This is a genomic window from Janthinobacterium sp. P210005 (assembly GCF_036231865.1).
Classification (GTDB): Bacteria; Pseudomonadota; Gammaproteobacteria; order Burkholderiales; family Burkholderiaceae_D; genus Janthinobacterium; species Janthinobacterium kumbetense.
Map to the genome: position 1 here is coordinate 1,413,478 of NZ_JAZARC010000001.1, position 24,166 is coordinate 1,437,643.

At 60.9% G+C, this 24,166-nt stretch carries 22 protein-coding genes and 2 tRNA genes; 8 read left to right on the forward strand and 16 right to left on the reverse strand.

What is annotated here, in order from left to right; all coding sequences use genetic code 11:
- Positions 1-139 precede the first annotated feature (139 nt).
- Positions 140-2,032 (forward strand): putative bifunctional diguanylate cyclase/phosphodiesterase, encoded by a 1,893-nt coding sequence (locus VPH40_RS06140; RefSeq protein ID WP_328572988.1) that lies wholly within the window; start codon positions 140-142, stop codon positions 2,030-2,032.
- A gap of 49 nt (positions 2,033-2,081) precedes the next feature.
- Here VPH40_RS06140 and VPH40_RS06145 read toward each other — a convergent pair whose 3' ends face one another.
- Positions 2,082-3,770: a peptide chain release factor 3 gene (locus VPH40_RS06145; RefSeq protein WP_369811518.1), complete on the reverse strand. Its 1,689-nt coding sequence runs from the start codon at positions 3,768-3,770 to the stop codon at positions 2,082-2,084.
- 174 nt (positions 3,771-3,944) lie between these two features.
- On the opposite strand from VPH40_RS06145, the gene VPH40_RS06150 reads away from it, so the two are divergent.
- Complete coding sequence (locus VPH40_RS06150; protein ID WP_328572989.1) at positions 3,945-6,002, forward strand: methyl-accepting chemotaxis protein; 2,058 nt, start codon at positions 3,945-3,947, stop codon at positions 6,000-6,002.
- Positions 6,003-6,227: 225 nt separating this feature from the next.
- Positions 6,228-7,037, forward strand: a complete 810-nt coding sequence (locus VPH40_RS06155) for a Crp/Fnr family transcriptional regulator (protein WP_034783188.1) — start codon at positions 6,228-6,230, stop codon at positions 7,035-7,037.
- A gap of 88 nt (positions 7,038-7,125) precedes the next feature.
- Here VPH40_RS06155 and VPH40_RS06160 read toward each other — a convergent pair whose 3' ends face one another.
- From VPH40_RS06160 to VPH40_RS06215, 12 genes are all read right to left on the reverse strand, one after another.
- Positions 7,126-8,541, reverse strand: a complete 1,416-nt coding sequence (locus VPH40_RS06160; RefSeq protein ID WP_077406205.1) for a sensor histidine kinase — start codon at positions 8,539-8,541, stop codon at positions 7,126-7,128.
- A gap of 144 nt (positions 8,542-8,685) precedes the next feature.
- Complete coding sequence (locus VPH40_RS06165; RefSeq protein ID WP_034783185.1) at positions 8,686-9,318, reverse strand: response regulator; 633 nt, start codon at positions 9,316-9,318, stop codon at positions 8,686-8,688.
- A 210-nt stretch (positions 9,319-9,528) separates the two neighbouring features.
- A complete protein-coding gene (locus VPH40_RS06170; protein ID WP_077406208.1) occupies positions 9,529-9,933 on the reverse strand; it encodes a MerR family transcriptional regulator in 405 nt (134 codons plus the stop codon).
- A 10-nt stretch (positions 9,934-9,943) separates the two neighbouring features.
- Positions 9,944-10,291, reverse strand: coding sequence for an integration host factor subunit alpha (locus VPH40_RS06175; RefSeq protein WP_010399205.1), 348 nt, complete (start codon positions 10,289-10,291; stop codon positions 9,944-9,946).
- A gap of 170 nt (positions 10,292-10,461) precedes the next feature.
- Positions 10,462-12,888: a phenylalanine--tRNA ligase subunit beta gene (gene pheT, locus VPH40_RS06180; protein ID WP_328572990.1), complete on the reverse strand. Its 2,427-nt coding sequence runs from the start codon at positions 12,886-12,888 to the stop codon at positions 10,462-10,464.
- A 78-nt stretch (positions 12,889-12,966) separates the two neighbouring features.
- Positions 12,967-13,983 (reverse strand): phenylalanine--tRNA ligase subunit alpha, encoded by a 1,017-nt coding sequence (gene pheS / locus VPH40_RS06185; RefSeq protein ID WP_328572991.1) that lies wholly within the window; start codon positions 13,981-13,983, stop codon positions 12,967-12,969.
- A 147-nt stretch (positions 13,984-14,130) separates the two neighbouring features.
- Complete coding sequence (rplT, locus tag VPH40_RS06190; RefSeq protein WP_010399214.1) at positions 14,131-14,490, reverse strand: 50S ribosomal protein L20; 360 nt, start codon at positions 14,488-14,490, stop codon at positions 14,131-14,133.
- A gap of 26 nt (positions 14,491-14,516) precedes the next feature.
- Positions 14,517-14,714, reverse strand: coding sequence for a 50S ribosomal protein L35 (gene rpmI / locus VPH40_RS06195; RefSeq protein ID WP_038493025.1), 198 nt, complete (start codon positions 14,712-14,714; stop codon positions 14,517-14,519).
- A gap of 227 nt (positions 14,715-14,941) precedes the next feature.
- The gene (gene infC, locus VPH40_RS06200) at positions 14,942-15,502 is read right to left on the reverse strand and encodes a translation initiation factor IF-3 (protein ID WP_205711303.1); all 561 of its coding nucleotides are present in this window, start codon (positions 15,500-15,502) and stop codon (positions 14,942-14,944) included.
- Positions 15,503-15,514: 12 nt separating this feature from the next.
- Positions 15,515-17,422 carry a threonine--tRNA ligase gene (thrS, locus tag VPH40_RS06205; protein ID WP_328572992.1) on the reverse strand — a complete coding sequence of 636 codons (1,908 nt, stop codon included), beginning with the start codon at positions 17,420-17,422 and terminating at the stop codon, positions 15,515-15,517.
- Between the two features lie 210 nt (positions 17,423-17,632).
- Positions 17,633-17,709 (reverse strand) — tRNA-Val (locus tag VPH40_RS06210).
- An 89-nt stretch (positions 17,710-17,798) separates the two neighbouring features.
- Positions 17,799-17,875, reverse strand: a tRNA-Val gene (locus VPH40_RS06215).
- Positions 17,876-18,012: 137 nt separating this feature from the next.
- On the opposite strand from VPH40_RS06215, the gene VPH40_RS06220 reads away from it, so the two are divergent.
- Positions 18,013-18,477, forward strand: a complete 465-nt coding sequence (locus VPH40_RS06220) for a hypothetical protein (protein WP_289910581.1) — start codon at positions 18,013-18,015, stop codon at positions 18,475-18,477.
- A gap of 3 nt (positions 18,478-18,480) precedes the next feature.
- Here VPH40_RS06220 and VPH40_RS06225 read toward each other — a convergent pair whose 3' ends face one another.
- Positions 18,481-19,593 carry an acyltransferase family protein gene (locus VPH40_RS06225; protein WP_328572993.1) on the reverse strand — a complete coding sequence of 371 codons (1,113 nt, stop codon included), beginning with the start codon at positions 19,591-19,593 and terminating at the stop codon, positions 18,481-18,483.
- Positions 19,594-19,743: 150 nt separating this feature from the next.
- Between VPH40_RS06225 and VPH40_RS06230 the strand changes: the two genes are divergently transcribed.
- The gene (locus tag VPH40_RS06230; RefSeq protein WP_442906618.1) at positions 19,744-20,706 is read left to right on the forward strand and encodes a succinylglutamate desuccinylase; all 963 of its coding nucleotides are present in this window, start codon (positions 19,744-19,746) and stop codon (positions 20,704-20,706) included.
- Positions 20,707-20,867: 161 nt separating this feature from the next.
- Here the strand turns inward: VPH40_RS06230 and VPH40_RS06235 are convergent, their stop codons facing one another.
- Positions 20,868-21,197: an SMR family transporter gene (locus VPH40_RS06235; protein WP_289898402.1), complete on the reverse strand. Its 330-nt coding sequence runs from the start codon at positions 21,195-21,197 to the stop codon at positions 20,868-20,870.
- A gap of 23 nt (positions 21,198-21,220) precedes the next feature.
- The gene (gene sugE, locus VPH40_RS06240) at positions 21,221-21,541 is read right to left on the reverse strand and encodes a quaternary ammonium compound efflux SMR transporter SugE (RefSeq protein ID WP_034783172.1); all 321 of its coding nucleotides are present in this window, start codon (positions 21,539-21,541) and stop codon (positions 21,221-21,223) included.
- A 208-nt stretch (positions 21,542-21,749) separates the two neighbouring features.
- On the opposite strand from sugE, the gene VPH40_RS06245 reads away from it, so the two are divergent.
- The 3 genes from VPH40_RS06245 to VPH40_RS06255 all read left to right on the forward strand — a co-directional run bounded on the left by VPH40_RS06245 (position 21,750) and on the right by VPH40_RS06255 (position 24,092).
- Positions 21,750-22,112 carry a DUF1304 domain-containing protein gene (locus VPH40_RS06245; RefSeq protein ID WP_442906619.1) on the forward strand — a complete coding sequence of 121 codons (363 nt, stop codon included), beginning with the start codon at positions 21,750-21,752 and terminating at the stop codon, positions 22,110-22,112.
- Positions 22,113-22,270: 158 nt separating this feature from the next.
- The gene (locus VPH40_RS06250; RefSeq protein WP_099667403.1) at positions 22,271-22,846 is read left to right on the forward strand and encodes a hypothetical protein; all 576 of its coding nucleotides are present in this window, start codon (positions 22,271-22,273) and stop codon (positions 22,844-22,846) included.
- Between the two features lie 73 nt (positions 22,847-22,919).
- A complete protein-coding gene (locus tag VPH40_RS06255; protein ID WP_328572996.1) occupies positions 22,920-24,092 on the forward strand; it encodes a helix-turn-helix transcriptional regulator in 1,173 nt (390 codons plus the stop codon).
- The last annotated feature ends 74 nt before the right edge of the window (positions 24,093-24,166 follow it).

A 24,166-nucleotide genomic window follows, 5' to 3' on the forward strand; every position in this document is an offset into this window, starting at 1 on the left:
AATGACAATATGTCGGCCTTAACAACACGTCGAGAGTTCCGGCTCACTTCGGTTTTCATCAGACTGGAACGTAAAGTATGGCAGGGCGAGGCGGGATCACACGGGGCGGCGGCAAGCGGGGCCGGCAGGAGAAAGCGTCATGATGGCGCCATTGATGCTGCCGTCGGCGCAATTGCGCGGCGACCGCATAGCCAGGCTGAACTTGCTGGCCGCGGCGGCCATGCTGGCCATGGCCAGCCTGCTGTTGATCCTCTTCCAGTTGTTTTCCCTCCAGGCATCCTTCCAGCGCACGCTGCGCATCCAGGCCGACATGCTGGCGCCTGCCGCCACGCAGGCCATGCGCCAGGACAATCGTCTTGCAGCGCAACAACTCCTCGCTTCCCTCGCCGCCGCCCCGCATATCCGGCAAGCACTGCTCTACAGCCCCTATGGCACGCCGTTTGCCCGCTACGCGCGCAGCGGCAGCGATACCGCGCCCACGGCGCCGCGCAGCGGCCTGCAGATCGATTACCTGGACTGCAGCGCTGCCATTGTGACGGCCTTGCCCGGCGGAGGCGCGCTGTACCTGCGCGCCAGCCTGGCGCCGCTGTACGCCAGCCTGGCGCAATTTGCCGCCTTCACCCTGCTGGTCTGCCTGTGCGCGTTCGGCCTGACCTTCCTGATGGTGCGCCGCACGCGCACCGCCGCCCTGCATGCGGAACGCCATTTGCACTACCTGGCCCACGTCGACCCCGTCACGCAGCTGCCGAACCGCCATGAATTCAACGATGCGCTGGCCTATGCGCTGGCGCGCGCCGACCGCCAGGACAGCAGCGTAGGCCTGCTGCTGCTGGACCTGGACAACTTCAAGATCGTCAACGATACGCTGGGCCACCACTGCGGCGACCAGCTGCTCAAGCTCGTGTCCGAGCGCCTGGTGGCCATCCTGCGCGGCACCGACATCATCTGCCGCATCGGCGGCGACGAATTCGTCGTCATCGTGGAACCGGCCGACGACGCCTCGGAGATGGCCAGCGTGGCGCGCAAGATCCTCGCCGTGCTGGCCGCGCCGTTCGCCCTCGAAGGCCACCAGTTGTACGTCAGCGCCAGCATCGGCGTGAGCCTGTATCCGTTCGACGCGCAGGACGTGGCCACCCTGACGCGCAATGCCGATACGGCCATGTACCACGCCAAGCACCAGGGCAAGAACCGCTACGCCGTGTTCAAGGCCGAAATGGAGTTGCGCGCGCAGCGCCGCCTGCGCATGGAAGCGAACCTGCGCCGCGCCCTGCAGAACGAGGAACTGTATTTGCACTACCAGCCGCAGATCGACTTGCGCAGCGGGCGCATCGTCGGCGTGGAAGCGCTGATACGCTGGCATTGCCGCGACATGGGCCAGCTGAGCCCCGCCGAATTCATCCCCGTGGCAGAGGAAAGCGGCATCATCGTCGACCTGGGACGCTGGGTGCTGCAAAGCGCCTGCCGCCAGGCAGCTGCCTGGTGCAAGGCGGGCTTGCTCGATTCGCTCGAACACGTGGCCGTCAACCTGTCGGCCTGCCAGGCGCGCGATCCGGGCCTGATGGACGATATCCGCGCCATCCTGGACGAAACGCAGCTGCCGCATGGCTTGCTGGAGCTGGAAATCACGGAAGGCGTCCTGATGGACAATGTCCACGCCAACGTCGAATTGATGCGGCGCCTGCAGGAAACGGGCATCCACCTGTCGATCGACGATTTCGGCACCGGCTATTCCTCGATGTCGTACTTGAAACGCCTGCCCATCGACCAGCTGAAGATCGACCGCAGCTTCGTGCACGACCTGCCCGGCGAGGGCGAAGCCATCGTCACGGCCATCATCGCGATGGCGCACAGCCTGCACCTGAAAGTGGTGGCCGAAGGGGTGGAAACGCTGCAGCAGGTGGAGTTCTTGCGCAAAGCGGGCTGCGACAACGTGCAGGGCTTTTTCTTTGCCCGCCCGATGACGGCGGCGCAATTGACGGCATTGCTGCTGGAACGGCGCGACTGGAGTACGCGCACGATCCTGCCGGCGTAAAAAAAGGGCAGAACCACTGGTTCTGCCCCTCGTCGCTACCTCAGAGTCATCAGGCCAGCTTGGCCGAATGCTCGCGCGTGGCGTGGAATGTCAGCTTCGGCCAGCGCTCTTCCGTCAGGCGCAGGTTCACGCCGGATGTCGCCAGGTAGGCCATGTTGCCGGCCGCATCGTAGGCCACGTTGTGGCCCAGCGCATTTTCGAAATCCTGCAGGATACGCTTGTCGTCGCAGCTGACCCAGCGGGCGCTGCTGATGCTGGTGCCTTCAAACACGGCGTCCACGCCATACTCGTTGAGCAAACGGCTGGCCACCACTTCGAACTGCAGCACGCCGACGGCGCCCAGTACCAGTTCGCCGCCCTGCACCGGCTTGAAGACCTGCACCGCGCCCTCTTCGCCCAGCTGCTGCAAGCCCTTGTGCAACTGCTTGATTTTCAAGGGATTACGGATGCGCACCGAGCGGAAGAAGTCCGGCGCGAAGTACGGGATGCCCGTAAAGGTCAGCATCTCGCCTTCGGAAAAGCTGTCGCCGATCTGCATGTTGCCGTGGTTCGGCAAGCCGATGATGTCGCCCGCGTACGCCTCTTCCACCTGTTCGCGCGAGGAAGCCATGAAGGTCACCACGTTCGACACCTTGATCTCGCGCCCCAGGCGCAAGTGCTTGACCTTCATGCCGCGCTCGAAACGTCCCGAGCACACGCGCAGGAAGGCGATGCGGTCGCGGTGGGCCGGGTCCATATTGGCCTGGATCTTGAAGACGAAACCGGTAAATGGCTGCTCGGACGGCGCCACCGAACGCACGGTCGCGTCGCGCTCGCGCGGCGCCGGCGCCCAGTCGACCAGCGCGGACAGGATCTCGCGCACGCCGAAGTTGTTGATGGCCGAACCGAAGAACACGGGCGTCTGCACGCCGGAGAGGAATTCTTCCAGGTTGAACGGGTTCGACGCGCCGTGCACCAGTTCCACTTCCATGCGCAATTGATCCATCTCAAGCGGGAACATCTCCTGCAGGCGCGGGTTGTCGATGCCCTTGATGATTTCGAAGGCGCCGTCGGCCTTCTCTTCACCTGCCTTGAACAGCATGATCTCGTCGTTCAGCAGGTGGTACACGCCGCGGAAGTTCTTGCCCATGCCGATAGGCCAGGTGACGGGCGCGCACTGGATCTTCAGCACCGATTCCAGCTCGTCGAGCAGATCGAGCGGATCGCGCGTCTCGCGGTCCATCTTGTTCATGAAGGTGACGATCGGCGTATTGCGCATGCGGCACACGGCCAGCAGCTTGATCGTCTGCGCTTCCACGCCCTTGGCCGCATCGATCACCATCAGCGCCGAGTCGACCGCCGTCAGCACGCGGTAGGTATCTTCCGAGAAGTCCTGGTGGCCCGGGGTGTCGAGCAGGTTGACGACGTGGTCGCGGAATTCGAACTGCATCACCGAGGAAGCGACGGAAATGCCGCGCTGCTTCTCGATCTCCATCCAGTCCGACGTCGCGTGGCGGCCCGATTTACGGGCCTTGACGGTACCGGCCATCTGGATCGCGCCCGAGAACAGCAGCAGTTTTTCCGTCAGGGTGGTTTTACCCGCATCCGGGTGGGAAATGATGCCGAAGGTACGGCGGCGCTGCACTTCGCGCGCGATCACGGCCGGCGCCTTGCTGCTTACTGGCGCTGCGGCGTTGTCCGCGCTGTCGCTGGAATCGGGGGTGTTGATGTCGTTCTCGTTGGCCATATTGGTGACCATAATATGGCCCTCGCAAAAAACCCTCGATTTTACAGAAGGATCGGCCTTCCGTGTGAACTGCTTCACTCTGGCGAACGGCAAAACTGACCGCATCGCGGCGCACTTCATCAAGGGGTCACAATCCGCAGGCAACATTGCACTGCAGAAATGTTGTCACCCTACCCTGGAAACCCGATGAAAATGCTCCTCACCCCCGCCATCCGCCTCATGCAGCGCTTGCGCCTGCTGCCCAAATTCATGCTTGTCTGCCTGGTCTTCCTGCTGCCGCTGGCGCTGGCGACCACCCTGCTGATCTCGGAACTGGGCAAGTCGCTGGCCCAGGCGCAGGATGCGCAGCGGGGCGTGGCCTATGTGCGCCAGTTGCAGGAAGGCACGCGGCTGCTGCAACAGCGGCGCGGCCTCGAGCACTTGCGCCTGAGCGGCAAGGCGGGCATGGACAACACGGCCCTGAACGCGCGCATCACGGCCGCGCTGGCCGCCCTGGCGCGCTTGCCGGCGGGCGCCGGCCTGCCCCAGGCGGCCGAGCTGACGAAACAGTGGCAAGCCCTGCTGGGCCGCCAGGCGGGCCTCGCGGCGCGCGACAGCTACGCGGCGCACACGGCGCTGCTGCGCCAGGCGGCCAAGCTGGGCCAGCTGGTGGCCGACCGCTCGCACCTGAGCCTGGACCCGGACGCGGGCGCCAACCACCTGAGCGCCGCCTTCACCGCCACCCTGCCCGACCTGGCCGAGAGCCTGTCCGACATCGGCGGGCGCGGCGCCGCCTACATCGACACGGGCCTGTTCGAGGCGAATGAAGATCAACTCGTCAACGCCAACGCCCTGATCGCGCGCCACGAACTGGAACGCCTGCCCGCCCGCTTCGACGAAATCATCGCGGCCAAACCGGAATTGCGCGCCAGCCTGCAGTCGGCCCTGAAAGCCGTGCCGGCGGCACTGACCTTCCTCGAACGCACGAAGAATGAAGTGACGAATTCCTACGACCAGACGTCGGGCGCGCAATTCCACGCGGCCGGCATGCAAGCCATCGACGCCCTGCACGCGCTGTCCGGCGCCTCCGCCACTGCGCTGGACGGCTTGCTGGCGCAGCGCATCGCCCGCGACGAGGCGCGCCGCGCCCTGATCCTGGCGGCCATGCTGCTGGTGCTGCTGGCCGCCGCCTACCTGTGCGCGGGCTTTTACGCCGCGTTCGCGCGCGACGTGCAGCAATTGCGCGTGGCCGTGGGCGCGGCGGCGGCAGGCGACCTGTCGCAGCGCATCACCTCGCAGGCGCACGACGAAATCGGCGACCTGGTGCGCGACTTCGGCGCCATGACGCATGGCCTGGCCACCCTGGTGCAGGAAATCCGCGGCGGCGCGGCCGTCATCGCCGCGGCCGGCGCCGATATCGCCCAGGGCAACGCCGCCCTGTCCGGCCACACGGCCACGCAAGCGGACGCGCTGGGCGCCACCGTGGACTCGATGCGCGAGCTGACGGCCACCGTGAGCCGCAACGAAGCCCACGTAGGACAGGGACGCACCCTGGTGGCGTCGGCCGCCGAAGTGGCCCAGCGCGGCGGCGAGACCGTCAGCGCCGTGGTCGAGACCATGGCCTCGATCAAGGCCAGCTCGCACAAGATCGTCGACATCATCGGCGTGATCAACGGCATCGCCTTCCAGACGAATATCCTCGCCCTGAACGCGGCCGTGGAAGCGGCGCGCGCGGGCGAACAGGGGCGCGGCTTTGCCGTCGTCGCGTCCGAAGTGCGCAGCCTGGCGCAGCGCTCCAGCGAAGCGGCGCAGCAAATCAAACGCCTGATCGGCGACTCCGTGGCCACCGTGGACGCGGGCGGCGACCTGGTCAACGCGGCCGGCAGCACCATGCGGCAAGTCGTCGACGCGGTGCAGCAAGTGTCCGTCGTCATCGGGCGCATCAGCAGCGCCGGCGCCGAGCAGAATGGCGAAATCGCCCGCATCAACGGCGCGCTGGCGCAAATCGACGACATGACGCGCCAGAATGCGAGCCTGGTCGACGAGGCGCGCGCCGGTTCGCAGCGCCTGCACCAGGAAGGCGAAGCGCTGACGCAGGCCGTCAGCCGCTTCCGCCTGGGGGAGCACGAGGCGCCAAACGTGCGCCAGACACCCGCCGCAACCGTGCGCGACGGCTTGCCCAGCGTGCGTCCGGCCGGCCTGTGGAGCGCCAACAAGCCGCGCGTCATATCACAAAATCGCGCGGAACGGCGCAAGGCTAGCTAGTCAAAAGTGTGCACGTAGGACAAGGACTACAATTTCGCCTCAAAAGAGACTACAAAGTGGCGACTGCTAATCTTATGTTCGCCACTTACATAAGCTTTTAAAGTAGCTACATCGCGATCTGTACCGCGCGGTCGAAAAAAACGCTGTTCCCAGATGGATGCAGCAACTTTTTTGACCAGCAACGCGGCAGTCGCACTCCGATGTAAAAAGCCTGTGAGGAATACTATGAGCCATACTCAACTTATCGCCCCGGTCCAGAAGAACCAGTTGCTGCCGCGCGCCATGCCGGCGGCCGGTCGGGAAATCAAGCTTGCGTCGCGGGTTAGCCTCAGCAGTGCCCAACAAAATGAATTGCTGGCCGCCCTGCCGCGCGCCGCGCTCGAATCGCTGTTCGAAGACCTGGAACTGGTGGAACTGCCTTTCGGCAAGGAATTGTATGCCTACGGCAACAACCTGGAATACAGCTACTTCCCCACCACCGCCATCATTTCCTTGCTGTATGTCATGGAAGACGGCGCCACGACGGAAATCGCCGTGGTCGGCCATGAAGGCGTGGCCGGTGCCTCGCTGCTGGCAGGCGAACGCGCCATGTGCACGGCTGTCGTGCAAAGCGCCGGCTACGGCTACCGCCTGAAGACGCAAAGCTTGCGCGACGCCTTCAACCAGGGCGGCGCCCTGCCCCAGTTGCTGATGCGCTACACCAACGCCCTGTTTGCGCAAATGGCGCAGAACGCCGTCGGCGGCCGTCACAGCTCGATCGAGCAAAAGCTGTGCCGCTGGCTGCTGGACCGCCTGGACCGTTCGCCATCGAACGAATTGAAAGTGACGCAAGAGTTGATCTCGATCATGCTGGGCGTGCGCCGCGAAAGCATCACGGCCGCCGCCGGCAAGCTGCAGGAAGAAGGCTTGATCCATTATCGCCGCGGCAATATCACAGTGCTGGACCGCGCCGGCCTGGAATGCTATGCGGGCGAGTGCTACAAGGTGGCCAAGACGGAATACGACCGCTTGCTGCGCGACGTATCACGCTGCTGATCCGCTGCTGATCAGGCAAGACAGATAAAAAAATGGCCGGGCTGCATGCCCGGCCATTTTTTTGCCGCAACCTCAGCTGCAACCTCAATTACGCTTCGGCATCCGCATCGATGTCTTCCGGCTCCGGCGTCAGCGGCAGGGGAATCACGGCTTCCACGCACGTGCCCTTGCCTTCCGGCCCCTGGCGCACGGTGAGTGTGCCGCCCAGCAACAAGGCCCGCTCGCGCATGCCCAGCAAGCCGTGCGACATGGGTTTTTGCAGCGCATCTTCCGTGATGCCGATGCCGTCGTCGATCACGCGCAGCACCAGGCCGTGTTCATTGCGCTTCAAGGTCACGCTGACCATGCCGGCGCGCGCATATTTCAGGATATTGGTCAGCGATTCCTGCACGATACGGAACAGGGCAATCGTCAGGGTGGCTTCGCGGTTGTCGATATTGATGGCCACATCCGTTTCGCAGCGCACGGAACTCATGCGCGCAAAATCCTCGCAATAGCTTTCGATGGCGGCGCACAGGCCCAGGTTGTCCAGCAGGCTAGGGCGCAAGTCTTCGACGATGCGGCGCTTCAGTTCCACCGTTTCCAGCAAGGTGGCCTTGGCGCGGCGCAATTGCGCGGCCAGTTCCGGCTGCGTGTGCGCCAGTTGCTGCGTGACGGCGCCCAGGTCCATGCTGATCGACGTCAGGTTGGCGCCCAGTTCATCGTGCAATTCGCGCGCCAGGCGCGCCTTTTCCACTTCATTGACGCTGATCAAATGACGCGACAGCACGGATAACTGCTCCGTACGCTTGCTGACCGTCGATTCCAGGGTGTCGTTGGCATTTTGCAGCGCATACTCGACGGCCGCACGATTCTGGAAACTGCGCCGCACCAGCTGGTAAAACATGATCAGCACGAGGATGGCCAGGGCATTGATGCCGATGCCGAGCAGCACGGCTTTCTGGTACTCATGGTAAAAGGCGGCGCTGCCGGACGACAGCGCTTCATTCTGCTCGCGCGTCATGATCACCACTTGCAGGCGGATCTCGTCCATGGTGGCGCGGTCATCGGTCACGCGGGAAATGTTGACGATCTCGGCCAGCCCGCCCTGCTTGTAGACATCGATCGACTGTTGCAACATCGACATCTTTCGACGGATCAAGCTTTTCAGCTGGCCCAGGTTTTTCAGCTGGGTAGGACTACCCGCGAGCAAGGTTTGCAGCTCGTTGAATTCGTTTTCGATTTCCGTGGTCGCCGTCTTCGACGGCCCCAGATAGGTTTCGGAGCCGGAAATGAAATAGCCGCGCAAGCTGCTTTCCGCATCGAGCACGAGCACGTTCAAATACTGCAGGCGATCCGCCACGCGGGCGCTCTGGCTGAGCAAGGCGTTCGTGCCCTTCAGCGATTGCAGATTATGATAGAGACTGAAACCATTGAGTACAAGCAGCAAGGCGCAAGTCACGCACAGGATCGTCTTGTAGAGGGGCAGGCGGTGATTCGGGGCCGGTTCAGCGGTGAAATACATCCTGATGTGCATCCTTAGCAAGGTTCGGCGCGGGAAAGAGCGCCGGCGCCGGCCAATTATAGTCCTCGCCACAAACTGCTGCACTGCACAAGTCGTGCCGGCTGGCTGGCTGAGCGATCATGTTTCCATGATCGCACCGCAGCGCTAGTCAAGCAAATTGTTTTTCATTGCGTAATAGGTCAAGTCGCTGTTGGATTGCAAGCCCATTTTTTCCATGATGCGCGTACGGTAAGTACTCACCGTCTTGATGCTCAGCGACAAGGCGACACCGATATCGGACACGGTGGCGCCGCGCGCCAGGCGCAGGAAGACCTGGAATTCGCGGTCCGACAATTCCGTGTGCAGCGCGGCATTCGTGTCGCGGTCGAACGACTGCGCCAGCAATTCACCGACGGTGGAACTGACATAGCGGCGCCCCTGGAACACGGTGCGCACGGCCGTCATCAGCTCGTCGGCTTCGCATTCCTTGTTCAGATAGCCATTCGCACCCATCTTGAACAGGTTCAACGCGTATTGCTGCGCGGGATAGCCGCTGAGTATCAGCACGGGCAATTCCGGCTGGCCCTGGCGGATCGTGCGCAGGGTATCGATGCCGCTCTGATCGGGCATGGCTATATCGAGCAGCAATACATCGCAAATTTCGCGGCGGGCGATATCGAGCGCTTCGCGCCCCGTACCGGCTTCCGCCACCACACTGAAATCGCTCGACGACGAAAAAATCTGTTTGAATCCAGCTCGTACTATTTGGTGATCATCACAAATGGCAACGCGTATCATTGTTTCCCCTTAAATTTTCCTGGCCTGGGAAAGACTACCGGAACCTGAACGCTGCTCCGGCTTAGCGTCACTAACAAAAACGCAACATTAACATTATATTCAAAATATGGCGCGCAGTACGGTAGCGTCAGCGCCAAGGCCGAGCGCCCATGCAGTATAGTCAACTTAGTCAACTGCTACCGGACAACCCCACCTATATTGGTACAAATCTTATTTTAGCAAGTTTAAAATCGCAATTAATTCATTGCGTATCCACACGCGGTCCAGCGGCGCTTCCTGCGGCGCGACGGGCATGGCCGGCAGCACAGGCAGCTCGTCGGCGATGGCATGCGATGCGCCACGACTGTCGAGCTTGTTGCGGGCACCGCTGATGGTAAAGCCTTGCTCGTACAGCAATTCGCGGATGCGGCGTATCAACAGCACCTCATGGTGCTGATAATAACGGCGGTTACCACGTCGTTTGACCGGCTTGAGCTGGGAAAACTCCTGCTCCCAGTAGCGCAATACATGCGGTTTGACGCCGCACAACTCGCTCACCTCGCCGATCGTGAAATAGCGTTTCGCCGGAATGGGCGGCAAGGCGATCAACTCGGTTTTACTGATGCGCTCGTTCATCGCCACTCACTCAGGCAGCACGTGCCAGCGGACTGGTCTCTTCGACCATGCTTTTCAGCTTCTGGCTCGCATGGAAGGTCACGACGCGGCGCGCCGTGATGGGGATCTCTTCGCCCGTCTTCGGGTTGCGGCCCGGCCGCTGCGGCTTGTCGCGCAACTGGAAATTGCCGAAACCGGACAGCTTGACGGCCTCGCCCCGTTCGAGCGCATTGCGGATCTCGTCGAAAAAGGTCTCGACCATATCCTTCGCTTCGCGCTTGTTCAGGCCCACCTGCTCGAACAACAGTTCGGCCAGTTCCGCCTTGGTCAAGGTGGGTAAATCTTTTTCCGCTTCCTGGCGCACTTTGGCAACCAGCATGGCCCGATGCAGATCTGCGGCCAGTGCGGACTGCAGTACGGCGGAATCAACGTCGCTGTTATTAATTTTCCTGCCCTGCCTTTTCTGTGCGCCCGAGCTCGCCACATGGCAAGCTCGTCTACGGTTGACGACGGAAAGGCCGTCACGCAAGGCGACGGCCAGTCCGGTAATTACGAACGCAGTTTCGCGTCGTGGCCCTGCTTGGCCGCATCGACCAGGACAGCCATCAGGCCATCGACGACATCGTCTTGCAGGGTGTTTTGAGTATCTTGCAAGCTAATCCGGAAAGCAAGGCTTTTTTCATCCGCTTCCAGCCCTTTTCCACGATATTCATCAAATAAAACAATGGCTTGCACGATACGCGCTGCCGGGCTCGACTTGGCGGCGGCGTGGAAGCTGTCGAGCAGATCCTGCACGGCCACCGATTGCTTGACGACCACGGCCAGGTCGCGGCTGGCGCCAGGGAATTTCGAGATTTCCTGGTACACGGGCACGATGCGTTGCGTCAGGGCAGCGGCGTCGACTTCGAACAGCACAGGCGCCAGCGGCAAGTCATACTTTTGCATCCAGCGCGGGTGCAGTTCGCCGATGAAACCGATGACCTTGCCATCGAGCTCCACGTTGGCCGAACGGCCCGGATGCAGGGCCGGATGTTCCGCCTTGCTGAAACGCAAGACCAGCGGCGCGAACAGCGCTTCCAGGTCCGCCTTCACGTCGAAGAAGTCGACCGTGCGGGCAGCCTGGCCCCACTGCTCGTCGGCCACCGCGCCGTAAGCCATGGCCGCCACGCGCTTCGGCTGGGCGTAACCGGCCACCGACAGGGGACCGTTTTCCACGCTGTCGTCGCGCTGGTAGATGGCGCCCACTTCGAAGATGCGCACGCGGTTCGTCTTGCGGTTCAGGTTATAACGCACATTGGCGATCAGGCTGCCAATCAGCGAGGAGCGCATCACGCTCATCTGGCTGGCGATCGGGTTCTGCAATTTGATCGGATTCGTGTTGCCCGAGAAATCGCGCTCCCATGCCGTATCGACAAAGCTCATGTTAACCACTTCCTGGAAGCCCAGGTCGGCCAGCTCATGACGTACCGCAAACAAGGAGCGGGTATTTTCTGGTGCAATCTGCATCACGTTCGCTGCCACGGGCGGCAAGGTCGGGATGTTTTCAAAGCCGTACACGCGCGCCACTTCCTCGATCAAGTCTTCCTCGATCTCGATGTCGAAACGGTAGCTGGGCGAGGTCACGGAAAACACGCCGTCCGCCAGGGTGAATGGCAGGGCCAGGCGCGTGAAGATATCGGCGATCAGCTCATCGTTGAGCGGCACGCCGATGACTTTTTGCGCGCGCGCCGTGCGCATCGACACAGGCTGGCGTTGCGGCAAGTTCACCACGTGGTCGTCGACGGGGCCGACGGTCGTGGCCGGCGTGCCGCAGATTTCCACGATCAGGGCCGTGATGCGCTCGATGTGCTCGACGGTGGTGGCGAAATCGACGCCGCGCTCGAAGCGGTGCGCCGCATCGGTGGAGAAATTCAGGCGGCGCGCGCGGCCTTGAATGGCGTTCGGCCACCAGAAGGCCGCTTCCAGGTAAATGCTGTCCGTATCGTCCGATACGGAGCTGGCGTCGCCGCCCATGATGCCGGCCAGCGATTCGATTTCCTGCTCATCGGCAATGACGCCGAGCCACTCGTCGACGGCGATGGTGTTGCCGTTCAACAGCTTGACGGATTCGCCCGCCTTGCCCCAACGTACGTCGAGGCTGCCGTGGATCTTTGCCAGGTCGAACACGTGGCTGGGACGGCCCAGTTCCAGCATGACATAGTTGGAAATGTCGACCAGGGCCGACAGCGGACGCTGGCCGCTGCGCTCGAGGCGCTGCTTCATCCAGTCCGGCGTGGCGGCACGGGCGTTCAAGCCGCGGATGACGCGGCCCGTGAAACGGCCGCACAGATCCGGCGCGCTGACTTTCACTGGCAACACTTCATCGCTGGTGACAGGCACGGTGCGGAACTGCGGCGCATTCAGGGGCACGCCCGTCAAGGCCGACACTTCGCGCGCCACGCCCAGCACGGACAGGCAGTCCGCCTTGTTCGGCGTCAACTTGATGGTGAATTTCAAGTCGTTGAGCGCAAAGTAATCGCGGAAATTCTGGCCGATCGGCGCGTCGTCCGGCAATTCCAGCAAGCCGGCGTTTTCTTCCGACAATTTCAATTCGCGCGCGGAGCACAGCATGCCTTGCGACTCGACGCCGCGCAGCTGGCCCACCTTGATTTCAAACGGCTTGCCATCGGCGCCAGGCGGCAGCACGGCGCCGGCCATGGCGCACACGACTTTCAAGCCAGGGCGCACGTTCGGCGCGCCGCAAACGATGTTGAGCATGGTGCCAGTGCCGACGTCGACCTGGCACACATTCAGGCGGTCCGCGTTCGGATGTTTTTCCATCTCCAGGACCAGGCCCACCACCACGTTCGAGAACGGGGGCGCGACAGGATCGACGTCCTCGACTTCGAGACCTGACATGGTCAGCAGATGGGCCAGTTCGTCCGAAGTCATCTTCGGATCGACCATGGTACGGAGCCAGTTTTCGGAAAATTGCATAATCAAGCCTTCAAAGGGTCAAAGCTCACAGCGCGAGCGCACAGGCGCTCAAGCGCCATGAATCAAACGGAACAATGCTTAGTTGAACTGCTTCAGGAAACGCAAATCGCCCTCATAGAACAGGCGCAGGTCGTTGATGCCGTAGCGCAACATCGTCAAGCGTTCCAGGCCGGAGCCGAAAGCAAAACCGATGAATTTCTCGGGATCGAGGCCGAAGTTCTTCACCACGGTCGGATGCACCTGGCCGGCGCCCGACACTTCCAGCCAGCGGCCTTTCAGCGGGCCCGAACCGAAGGCGATGTCGATCTCGGCCGACGGTTCCGTAAACGGGAAGTACGACGGGCGGAAGCGCACTTGCAAGTCGTCCGTCTCGAAGAATGCCTTGACGAAGTTCAGGTACACGCCCTTCAGGTCGGCAAAGCTGATGTCTTCGGCGATCCACAGGCCTTCGACCTGGTGGAACATCGGCGAATGGGTGGCGTCGCTGTCGACGCGGTAGGTGCGGCCCGGCGCGATGACCTTGATCGGCGGCGTGTGCGTGCGCGCATAGCGCACCTGCATCGGGCTCGTGTGCGTGCGCAGCAGCAAGGGCTTGCCATCGGTATCGTTGCCGTCGATGTAGAAAGTGTCTTGCATGGAACGGGCTGGATGGTTTTCCGGGCTGTTGAGCGCCGTGAAGTTGGTCCAGTCATTTTCGATTTCGGGGCCGTCGGCCACGTCGAAACCGATGGAGCGGAAGATTTCCTCGACACGCTCCCACGTGCGCATCACGGGATGGATGCCGCCGGGCATGCGGCCACGGCCTGGCAGGGTCACGTCGATCGCTTCGGCGTTCAGACGGCCTTGCATCTGGGCATCGGCCAGTGCATCACGGCGCGCCGTCAGCGCGCCCTCGATCTGCACTTTGACGGCGTTGATCAGGGCGCCCTGCGCCTTGCGCGCATCCGGGTCCAGCTTGCCCAGCCCCTTCATCATTTCGGTAATCTGGCCAGTCTTGCCCAGGTAGCGGGCTTTGGCGTTTTCAAGTGCGGCAGCGTCTGCGGCGGCGATAAAGTCAGCCTGGGCCGAGACGACGAGTTCTTCTAGGGAGTTCATGCGGCATTTCCTGTTTTGGACATCAATTCTGGACTCAGTTATCTAAAATCCAACAATCAAAAACGGAAACGGGGCATAAGGTGTTAAAACCCCTGCCCCGCTCTTTATGACGTCACCCTACGGATGACGTTGTGCAATGACCGATGCTTACGCAGCGATTTTTGCTTTAACTGCGTTGACAATCGCAGCGAATGCTGGCTTGTCCATCACAGCCATATCGGCCAGGACTTTACGGTCCAGTTCGATATTTGCTTTTTTCAAGCCGTTCATGAATACGCTGTACGTTACGCCATGCTCACGGGAAGCGGCGTTGATACGGGCGATCCACAGGCGGCGGAAAACGCGCTTCTTGTTGCGGCGATCGCGGTAAGCGTATTGGCCAGCGCGCATAACTGCTTGCTTGGCAACACGGTATACACGGCTGCGGCGACCACGGTAGCCTTTAGCTTGAACAAGAATCTTCTTATGACGGGCACGAGCTGTAACCCCACGTTTTACTCTAGGCATAGTAACTCCTTAAATTGAGTGTGAGATTAAGCAGTCGGCATCATGCGCATGACGGATGTGACATCCGATGCGTTGATGTTACGGGTACCGCGCAACTGACGTTTGTTTTTGGTGGTTTTCTTGGTCAGGATGTGGCGTTTGAACGCGTGACCCGACTTGACTGTTCCACCTGGACGCACGCGAAAACGTTTTTTCGCGGAGCTTTTGGTCTTCATTTTAGGCATAGCAATCTGTCCTCTTACGGACAGCTCCATTTATAACAGGATTGCAGGTGGCAACACGACGCTGCGCTTAGATGCCTGCTTTCACATGTTGTGCAGCGGATGCGAGTCCACTACAGTTCACGCGGCCCGGACATTGCTGACCGGGCCGCGCAAATTCTGCCTGGGGTTTGACACCGCGCCAATGCCGGCGCGAGCAGTTTCCACCCACAGTAAAACGCTATTGTATCTTACTTCTTCTTCTTAGGCGAAAGAACCATGATCATTTGGCGGCCTTCCATCTTCGGGAACTGCTCGACCTGGCCGTACGGCTCCAGATCGGCTTTCAGACGTTCCAGCATGCGGAAGCCAATATCCTGATGCGCCATCTCACGACCGCGGAAACGCAAGGTGATCTTGGTTTTATCGCCATCTTCGAGGAACTTGATGAGATTACGCAACTTGATATTGTAGTCACCATCATCAGTCCCCGGACGGAATTTGACTTCCTTCACGAGGATGATCTTTTGCTTCAATTTGGCTTCGTGAGCTTTCTTTTGCTCCGAATACTTAAATTTGCCGTAGTCCATCAAACGGCACACCGGTGGCTGCGCGGTAGGCGCAATTTCCACCAGGTCGACGTTTGCCTCTTCCGCCAGGCGGAAGGCTTCAGCCAAACTTACGATACCGAGTGGCTCGTTATCGACCCCGCTTAAACGCATTTCAGGGGCAGTGATTTCGCCATTGATGCGATGTGACTTGTCAGTAGCTATTGTAATTTCCTTTAAAAATCTTGTAAGACGGTCGTGCAGCGAGTTTCCTCGTCAGGCCTTGGTGTCGACTTCATGTTTGAGTCGCTCAATCAGGGCATCGACGGACATGACGCCCAGATCGACATTGCCCCGCGCCCGCACGGCCACTGTATTCGCATCCCGCTCTTTGTCGCCAATTACTAAGATGTAAGGCAATTTTTGTACGGAATGTTCACGTATTTTATAGGTAATCTTCTCGTTACGCAAATCAGCCTGTACGCGCAGCCCCGCTTTGCGCAGTTTTGTTGTAACTTCCTGTACATAATCGGCTTGAGCGTCGGAAATATTCAACACCGACACTTGCACCGGCGACAACCACAGCGGCATGGCGCCCGCGTAGTGTTCGACCAGGATGCCGATGAAACGTTCCAGCGAACCGACGATCGCACGGTGCAGCATGATCGGCACCTGGCGCGTGTTGTCCACGGCCACATATTCGGCGCCCAGGCGACCCGGCATCGACGGGTCGATCTGCACGGTACCCACTTGCCATGCGCGGCCCAGGCTGTCTTTCAGGTGGTATTCGATCTTCGGACCATAGAATGCACCCTCGCCTGGCAATTCCGTCCACTCCACGCCGCAGGCGCGCAGGGCCGAACGCAGGGATTCCTCGGCGAAATCCCACGACTCTTCCGTGCCGATGCGGTTATCCGGGCGCAAGGCCAGTTTCACGTCGATATTCGTAAAGCCGAAAGCCGTGTAGACATCCATCGCCTGCTGGTGGAACGCCGTCACTTCGCCGGCGATCTGCTCTTCCAGGCAGAAGATGTGGCCATCGTCCTGCGTAAAGCCGCGCACGCGCATCATGCCATGCAAGGCGCCCGACGGTTCGTTGCGGTGGCATTGGCCGAATTCGCCGTAGCGCAATGGCAAGTCGCGGTAGCTGCGCATGCCATTGTTGAAAATCTGGATATGGCCAGGGCAATTCATCGGTTTCAGCGCATAGGCGCGGTTTTCCGATTCCGTGATAAACATGTTTTCACGGTAATTATCCCAGTGGCCGGTTTTTTCCCACAGGCCACGGTCGAGAATTTGCGGCGCCTTGACTTCCTGGTAGCCATTGACCTGGTACACATTGCGCATGTATTGCTCGACTTGCTGCCAGATCGACCAGCCTTTCGGGTGCCAGAAGATCAGGCCCGGCGCCTCTTCCTGGAAATGGAAGAAATCGAGCTGCTTGCCCAACTTGCGGTGGTCGCGCTTTTCCGCCTCTTCCAGGTTATGCAGATACAGTTCCTGGTCTTCCTTCTTGGCCCAGGCCGTGCCGTAGATACGCTGCAGCATCTCGTTTTTCGAGTCGCCGCGCCAGTAGGCGCCGGCCAGCTTCATCAGCTTGAAGACTTTCAGCTTGCCCGTCGATGGCACGTGAGGGCCGCGGCACAAGTCCGTGAACTTGCCTTCGGAATACAGCGACACTTCCTGGTCGGCCGGGATCGAACCAATCAATTCAGCCTTGTAGGCTTCGCCGATGCCCTTGAAGTACTCGATGGCTTCGTCGCGCGCGACAACCTTGCGCGTGACTTGCTCATCCCTCTTGGCCAGTTCCGCCATTTTCTTTTCGATCGCGACCAGATCTTCCGGCGTGAACGGGCGCTTGTAGGCGAAGTCATAGTAAAAACCGTTGTCGATCACGGGACCGATGGTCACTTGCGCTTCCGGGAACAATTCCTTGACGGCATACGCCAGCAAGTGGGCCGTCGAGTGGCGGATCACTTCCAGGCCATCGGCGTCCTTGTCCGTCACGATCGCCAGCTCCGCGTCTTGCTCGATCAGATAGGACGTATCGACCAGCTTGCCATCGACCTTGCCGGCCAGGGCAGCCTTGGCCAGGCCGGTACCAATATTGGCCGCAACCTGGGCCACGGTGACCGGGCCGTCAAATTGACGGGCGGAACCATCGGGAAGTCGGATTGTAAGCATATTGATCTCCATATCGGCGCTGGCGCCAGGTAAAACTGCAATGTGATGGGCAAATAACTGAAAGGAAAACGCAGACGCAAAAAAACGCGGACTAGCCGCGTTTTTCACTTTCTTAAGACAAAGGAAACCCGTTCGACTAGCGTCACTCCCAAAGCTTGGTAGTAGTTCGCGGTGTCATAACCGGTTTTACCTTTCTCTCTAACTGCATTCTGGTGGGCGGTGAGGAATTCGAATCCCCGACCCCTTGGATGTCGACCAAGTATTCTAACCAGCTGAACTAACCGCCCGTAAAACTTTTGTTGATCATTGTATTTCAAATGACCGCTTGCGGCTTGCGCCAGCTTAAAACTCTTAAAAACTGCTTACTGCTAAATTCTGGTGGGCGGTGAGGAATTCGAATCCCCGACCCCTTGGATGTCGACCAAGTATTCTAACCAGCTGAACTAACCGCCCCGAAGACCAGCATTATAGAGAGGCTTTCCCAGAATGACAAGGGCTCTTTTACAGGAAACTTTAATCATTTCTCGGGGCGTCAGCCCCCTTTATATAGAGAGGGCCCGGCACACGCGGAATGCCGCTAGAATCGCGACATGAACTCCACCCTATTCGCCTGGCTGAAAACCCTGAGCCGCATCTGCGGTTTTGAAACGGCCGACTCTTTCCCGCCCGGCCACCCATATGCACGCACGCGCTGGGAAGCTGCGTATTTCGATATCGCCTCCGACGTGAAACCCGACGAGATGGAACGGCGCCTCTGCGCAGCCATTGCCAACACGCCGAGCGTCTTCGCCTACATCACCAATCCCACGCCGCGCATGCAGCGCGCGCTGCTGAACGTGATCCACGACCGGCTGCGGCGCCAGCCCGGCGCGGGCGCCACGGACCTGGTCTTGTTATTGATCAATGCCTACGCCAGCGAGCACATCATGGAAGCCGTGCCCGGCCTGCGCGCCCTGATCTTCAACACGGCACATGAAGAGACGAATCTGCGCGTGCATGCTATCCTGGAATTACTGGTGGGCACGCCGCGGGGACTCGATGTGATCGACATGTAATCGTCACGCATGATTCGCGGGAACATAGCGCGCCCGCAAGCGCATGAACGGCGTTTCCACCAATCTATATAAGAGCCAGCCCGTGACGATGCTGACAGCGATACTGGCAAGTATCGCCGGCGCACCGTCCGGCCCGTGGCCAACGTCTTGCAACAAGGGCCGCAGCAGGATACACAGCTGCTTGTGCAGCAGGTAAATCGCATACGACCACAGGGCCAGGCTGGCCGCGCCCGGCACGCGCAGTTGATATAAAACACTGGCAGGACTCAGCGCGGCGATCAGCAATAAGGTAAAACTGGCGGCCAGGGCCGGATAACCGAACACCGTCACCCAATAACCATAGTGATCGGCGAGAAACACGTAAAACATCAGCGCCGTGCCAAAGATTCCCGCCAGCAAGGTGCGATTGCCATAGGATGTCAGGCGCAGCCAGGCGCCAGGGTGGTAGTTTTTCAGCAGCGCCAGCGCCACGCCCGCCACCAGCTCGTCGAAACGGCACCACGACGCGTAATAAATGTATTTGTAATAGCCGAGGCCGCCTCGCGGCACGTGCACATATTCATCCCACAGATACGCACGCAGCAGCATGCCGACGATAAAGCTGGCGGCCACGGCCACCCACGCCCACAGCAGGGACTTGCGGCAAGCCGCGATCGCCAGCGCCACGGCCGGCAGCAGCACGTAGAACTGCTCTTCCACGCACAAGGACCACGCATGGGAAAACGCCGTGCCCGGCGTCAGATTGATGTTTTGCGTAAACGTCAGGAATTTCCACAAGGGAAGTAGCGCGCTATCGCCGCGAAACGCGGGCCACAGATAATACAGGGCCAGCACGGCATAGAAACTGGGCAAGGTGCGCAGGAAACGGCGCGCATAGAAGCGCGGCAAGGAAAAGCCGTGCTCGCTGCGCAAGGCCACAAAGATCTGGTTGCCGATCAGGTAGCCGCTGAGGGCAAAGAACAGGTCCACGCCCGTCCAGCCGATTTCTCCCCAGAAACCAAACGCCCCGCCCTCGCTGACGAACAACAAATAATGGTTCATGAAGACCAGCACGATGGCCAGCGCGCGCAAGGTGTCGAGGCCGTACAGGCGGGAAGGATGGGACGTACTGGTCATGGAATCAGCAAGGGAAAACAACATTGGCGCCGATCATGCCATGCCGGGGTGGGCGATGGGTACATTCCTGGCGACATTTTTACGGGTACCTGCCGCGAATCCCGCTAAAATATGCCGACCCCGCTTTCCCTTCCCTGATACCAATAGGATATGTCCAGCATGAGCAGCGCACTCCACTTCAAGTCCATCAACTACACGGGCCAGGGCAGCGGCCCGCGCCTGATCGTCACCGGCGCCGTGCACGGCAATGAAACCTGCGGCACCAAGGGCATCCACCGCGTGATGGCTGAACTCGACAGCGGCGCCCTGTCCATCGTGGCCGGCAGCGTCACCTTCGTGCCCATCACCAACCCGCTCGCTTACGCCAAGGGCGTGCGCAGCGGCGACCGCAACCTGAACCGCAACCTGTTCCCGAACGACAATCCGCAAGATTTCGAAGACCGCATCGCCAATTGGCTGTGCCCGCTGCTGGGCCAGCATGACATGCTGCTCGACTTGCACTCGTTCAATGCCGACAGCCAACCCTTCGTCATGATGGGACCGCACAACAACGACGGCCCGCTGCAACCTTTCAAACATGAAGAAAAGGAACGCGCGCTGGCGCGCCGCCTGGGCGTGCGCCGCTTCGTCGACGGCTGGCTGCATGCGTATGGCCAGGGAGTGCAGCGCCGCCTGGGCAATAGCGACCAGGTGGGCCTGGTCTTGCGCTACGGCGTGGGCACGACGGAATACATGCGCTCAACGGGCGGTTACGCCCTCACCCTGGAATGCGGCCAGCACGCGGACCCGGCCGCACCGGACGTCGCTTACCGCGCCATCATGAACACCTTGGCTTTCCTCGGTTTCATTGACGTGCCGCAACCGGAAGCCATCGCCGACGCCGACATGGAAGCGCTGAACATGGTCGTCGTGCACGACAAACTGCATGCAAGCGACCGCTTCATCAAGACCTGGTCCAGCTTTGACAAGGTCAAACAGGGCGAGCAGATCGGCGTGCGCGCAGACGGCACGCCCGTGACGGCCGAATTCGACGCCTATATCCTGTTCCCGGACGTCAATGCGGCAGCCAATGCCGAGTGGTATTACCTGGCGCGGGTGGCCAGCAGCTTTTGATTAGAGCCTATTCCAGTAGGGAGCGTCATCTGCTGGCCGTTCATCAGGAGCGCGGACAAGGCGTGAGGAGGACGCGTGGCGAGCCACGCGACGACGATCAACGCAGTCCCCGCTTCTGAGGGGCGCCGGCAGGGGATGTATTCATCTACTGGGATAGGCTCTTAGTGGCCGACGGACTTTGAAAACAAGTTAATGACGAGCACGCCGGCAATGATCAGCCCCAGGCCGATCAGGGCCGGCGTGTCCAGGCTTTGCTTGAACCAGAACCAGCCGACGGCGGAAATGAGCACGATGCCCACGCCCGACCAGATCGCATACACGATGCCGGTGGGAATGACCTTCAAGGTCAGGGACAGGCACCAGAAGGCGATGCTGTAGCCAAGCACGGTGATGACGCTGGGCCACAAGCGGCTGAAGCCCTCGGACGCCTTCAAGGCGCTGGTGGCGATCACTTCGGCGATGATGGCGATGGCAAGGTAGAAATACGTCATGGCGAGGCTCATGCTGGCATCCTTTATTGAGGGCTGAGCAATTTCAAGCCCAGGATGCCCGACACGATCAGGGCGATGCAGGCGATACGCGCGGCGCTGGCCGGCTCGCCCAGCACCATGATGCCGAAGATGGCCGTGCCGACGGTGCCGATGCCCGTCCAGATGGCGTACGCCGTGCCCAGCGGCAAGGTACGCAAGGCCAGGCCCAGCATCACCACGCTGCCCAGCATGGAAATAGCCGTCAGCACGGATGGCACGAGGCGGGTAAAGCCGGCACTGTATTTGAGGCCGATGGCCCAGCCGATTTCCAGCAAACCAGCCAATACCAAAATAATCCACGCCATCGTACTCTCCTGAGGCGGCAGGGTCGTCCCCGCCATGCAGCCCCGTCATCGAGCGGGGTCGTCCCCACAGGAGCAAAAGGAAAAGTATACCATTGGGTGAAAAGGCTTGCCGCAAGCACATTTTTCTAGTGTGGCCGCTCCAATCGAAAGTTGCCAAAAAACATGCTGATGGCCGCATAATTGCCGCATCCATTCACTCTCGGGAACAATGATGCTACTTCTGGCCCAGATTCTTACCGCCCTCATCCTGCTGCTGCACGTGTATATCGTGCTGCTGGAAACCGTGCTGTTCAATGCGCGCGGACGCAAGGTGTTTGGCCTGTCGAAGGAAAAAGCGGAGATCGTGCGTCCCGCCATGTCGAACCAGGGTTGCTACAACGGTTTTCTCGTCGCGGCGCTGGCGCTGGGCTTTTTTCACCCGGACGCGGCTATCGCCCATGCGTTTACCGTGTTCGGCCTGGCGTGCATCGCCGTGGCCGGCGCATGGGGCGCGGCCACCGTCATGACGCGCATCCTCTACCTGCAGACGGTGCCTGCCGTCATCGCCTTGCTGCTGTTCCACTTCGCCTGATCCCCGCCGGGGCGGCCAGCCGGCCGCCCTACCCCACTCCGTGCCGCCGGCGCATACCCCAAATGGGTGATGTTTCCAAAAAACATGCCCGATACAATTCCTTGTAGCAAAGATACCACCAGACACATGGTGGCAAGTCACCGTCCACAGGGAAAATCATGCAAGCACATCCAACCACCTTTGCCGTCACTTTGCTCGGCTGCCTCATGCTGTCCGCCTGCGGTGGCGGCGGCAGCGCCGACAGTGGCTCGGGCGGCGGTTCCACCAGCGCCAGCGGCGGCACCTCGTCCACCTGCCAGTACAACAATCTGATCAGCGATACGGAACGCAAGCAAGCCAGCGCCTGCGGCATCCAGGTATCGGGCAACTACGCCCAGGCCGATTCCGGCTATGACAGCGTGATCGCCGCCTGCAAGCAGGGCGAAAAGGCCAAGGCGGATACCTACTACAGCGGCACGTACCAGAAAATGGTCGACTACGCGCGCTCCGTGAGCAAGGAACTCGGCTGCGGGCAAAACAACGGCGCCACCTTGCCCAACAACACCGTGGCCAGCAACTACAATTTCTGTGTCAAAAGCACCACCGTCAATGGTAAGCTCAGCTATGAAGGCGCTTGCTACGGCCCCGTCAAATCCGGCGAAGGGGGCTGCGGCAGCGGTTACAACTATGTGAGCCAGTACGCCAGCCTCAGCACGTGCACCTCCGGCGGCAAAAGCTGGCTGGAATCGCGCTAGGGAAGCCGGGCGGCCGCTGCCAAGGCCGCCCGCTCCATGCCTTGTCCACCGCTTGCCGCCATGAGGATCGCCAATGACGCCATCGCTCGCCGTCGCCAGCCAGGCACTGATTACCCTGATCTATGAAGCGGCCACACAACATATCCAATGGCAAGATTTCCTTGCCGCCTTTGCACGCCAGCTGAAATCGCACGCGGGTTTGATCTGGGCCAATGATTTCAACAACCGCTCGGTCGACGTCCAGCTGCCCGGCAGCGGCCTGTCCGCCACCTATGGCTTCGAAACGGATGCCATGACCAGCTTTGCCAGCTATTACGGCGCGCGCAATGTCTGGCTGGAAGACGCCACCCTGCACCACGAAGGCGCCGTCGTCACCGGCTCCATGCTGTTTCCCGACCATTGCCTGAAGAAAACAGAATACTGGACGGACTGGCTGCGCCCGCAAGACATCTTTTATACGGCGGCGGCCATCGTCGAATTGCGCGCCGAGCGCTCCACCAACGTCACCGTGGTGCGCCGCGAACGGGCGGGCGCCTACGAGGCGGGCGAGCTGGCGCTGATCCGCAGCCTGATGCCGCATTTGCAGACGGCCTTTGTCCTGCAGCGCAAGCTGCGCCGGCTGGAAGTGCTGTCCCGGAGTTCCACCCAGGTGCTGGAATTGCTGCCGTTTGGCGTGCTGCTGCTCGACGCCACGTCGCAATTGCTGTACGCCAACGAGCGGGCGCTGGCCATGACGGCTGCGACGCGGCTGCTGCAGTTGCGCGAAGGCGCGCCCCTGTATTGCCCGCGCGAAGCGGACAACGGCGCGCTGCGGCGCATGCTGCACGAGGCGGCGCAAACGGGCACGACGGCGGCAGGCGGTCCCGGCGGCGTGCTCAACCTGAGCGGCTTGACGGGAGAGCAGCTGCGCCTGCGCGTCACGCCCCTGCCCTCCTGGCACAGTCCTTTCGGCTCGGCCAGCGCCATCGCCGTCTTTCTCAGCGATAGCAGCGACCTGATCACCTCCCTGGCCGCCACCCTGCGCAATTTCTATGGCATGACGGTGGCCGAGGCGCGCCTGACGGAAGCGCTCGTCAACGGCTATTCCCTGCAGGAATACGCCGAGCGCCAGCGCATTTCCATCCACACGGCGCGCACGCAGATCAAGAGCGCCACCGCCAAGGCCGGCGCCCAGCGCCAGGTGGACCTGGTGCGCATCGTGTTGACGGGCCCGGCCGTGCTGCAGCGCAATCCCCTTCCCGCCTGAATCCGTTCAAAAACGCGCGCCGCCAGCACGCTTTTCATTTATATCGTAAGATAGATATATCGTAAAACAACGAT

Excerpts from the sequence above, each read along its gene's own strand:
- VPH40_RS06140 (WP_328572988.1), top strand. The coding sequence starts at position 140 with ATGATGGCGCCATTGATGCTGCCGTCGGCGCAATTGCGCGGCGACCGC.
- VPH40_RS06145 (WP_369811518.1), bottom strand. The coding sequence starts at position 3,770 with ATGGTCACCAATATGGCCAACGAGAACGACATCAACACCCCCGATTCC.
- VPH40_RS06150 (WP_328572989.1), top strand. The coding sequence starts at position 3,945 with ATGAAAATGCTCCTCACCCCCGCCATCCGCCTCATGCAGCGCTTGCGC.
- VPH40_RS06155 (WP_034783188.1), top strand. The coding sequence starts at position 6,228 with ATGAGCCATACTCAACTTATCGCCCCGGTCCAGAAGAACCAGTTGCTG.
- VPH40_RS06160 (WP_077406205.1), bottom strand. The coding sequence starts at position 8,541 with ATGTATTTCACCGCTGAACCGGCCCCGAATCACCGCCTGCCCCTCTAC.
- VPH40_RS06165 (WP_034783185.1), bottom strand. The coding sequence starts at position 9,318 with ATGATACGCGTTGCCATTTGTGATGATCACCAAATAGTACGAGCTGGA.
- VPH40_RS06170 (WP_077406208.1), bottom strand. The coding sequence starts at position 9,933 with ATGAACGAGCGCATCAGTAAAACCGAGTTGATCGCCTTGCCGCCCATT.
- VPH40_RS06175 (WP_010399205.1), bottom strand. The coding sequence starts at position 10,291 with ATGCTGGTTGCCAAAGTGCGCCAGGAAGCGGAAAAAGATTTACCCACC.
- pheT (WP_328572990.1), bottom strand. The coding sequence starts at position 12,888 with ATGCAATTTTCCGAAAACTGGCTCCGTACCATGGTCGATCCGAAGATG.
- pheS (WP_328572991.1), bottom strand. The coding sequence starts at position 13,983 with ATGAACTCCCTAGAAGAACTCGTCGTCTCGGCCCAGGCTGACTTTATC.
- rplT (WP_010399214.1), bottom strand. The coding sequence starts at position 14,490 with ATGCCTAGAGTAAAACGTGGGGTTACAGCTCGTGCCCGTCATAAGAAG.
- rpmI (WP_038493025.1), bottom strand. The coding sequence starts at position 14,714 with ATGCCTAAAATGAAGACCAAAAGCTCCGCGAAAAAACGTTTTCGCGTG.
- thrS (WP_328572992.1), bottom strand. The coding sequence starts at position 17,422 with ATGCTTACAATCCGACTTCCCGATGGTTCCGCCCGTCAATTTGACGGC.
- VPH40_RS06220 (WP_289910581.1), top strand. The coding sequence starts at position 18,013 with ATGAACTCCACCCTATTCGCCTGGCTGAAAACCCTGAGCCGCATCTGC.
- VPH40_RS06225 (WP_328572993.1), bottom strand. The coding sequence starts at position 19,593 with ATGACCAGTACGTCCCATCCTTCCCGCCTGTACGGCCTCGACACCTTG.
- VPH40_RS06230 (WP_442906618.1), top strand. The coding sequence starts at position 19,744 with ATGTCCAGCATGAGCAGCGCACTCCACTTCAAGTCCATCAACTACACG.
- VPH40_RS06235 (WP_289898402.1), bottom strand. The coding sequence starts at position 21,197 with ATGACGTATTTCTACCTTGCCATCGCCATCATCGCCGAAGTGATCGCC.
- sugE (WP_034783172.1), bottom strand. The coding sequence starts at position 21,541 with ATGGCGTGGATTATTTTGGTATTGGCTGGTTTGCTGGAAATCGGCTGG.
- VPH40_RS06245 (WP_442906619.1), top strand. The coding sequence starts at position 21,750 with ATGATGCTACTTCTGGCCCAGATTCTTACCGCCCTCATCCTGCTGCTG.
- VPH40_RS06250 (WP_099667403.1), top strand. The coding sequence starts at position 22,271 with ATGCAAGCACATCCAACCACCTTTGCCGTCACTTTGCTCGGCTGCCTC.
- VPH40_RS06255 (WP_328572996.1), top strand. The coding sequence starts at position 22,920 with ATGACGCCATCGCTCGCCGTCGCCAGCCAGGCACTGATTACCCTGATC.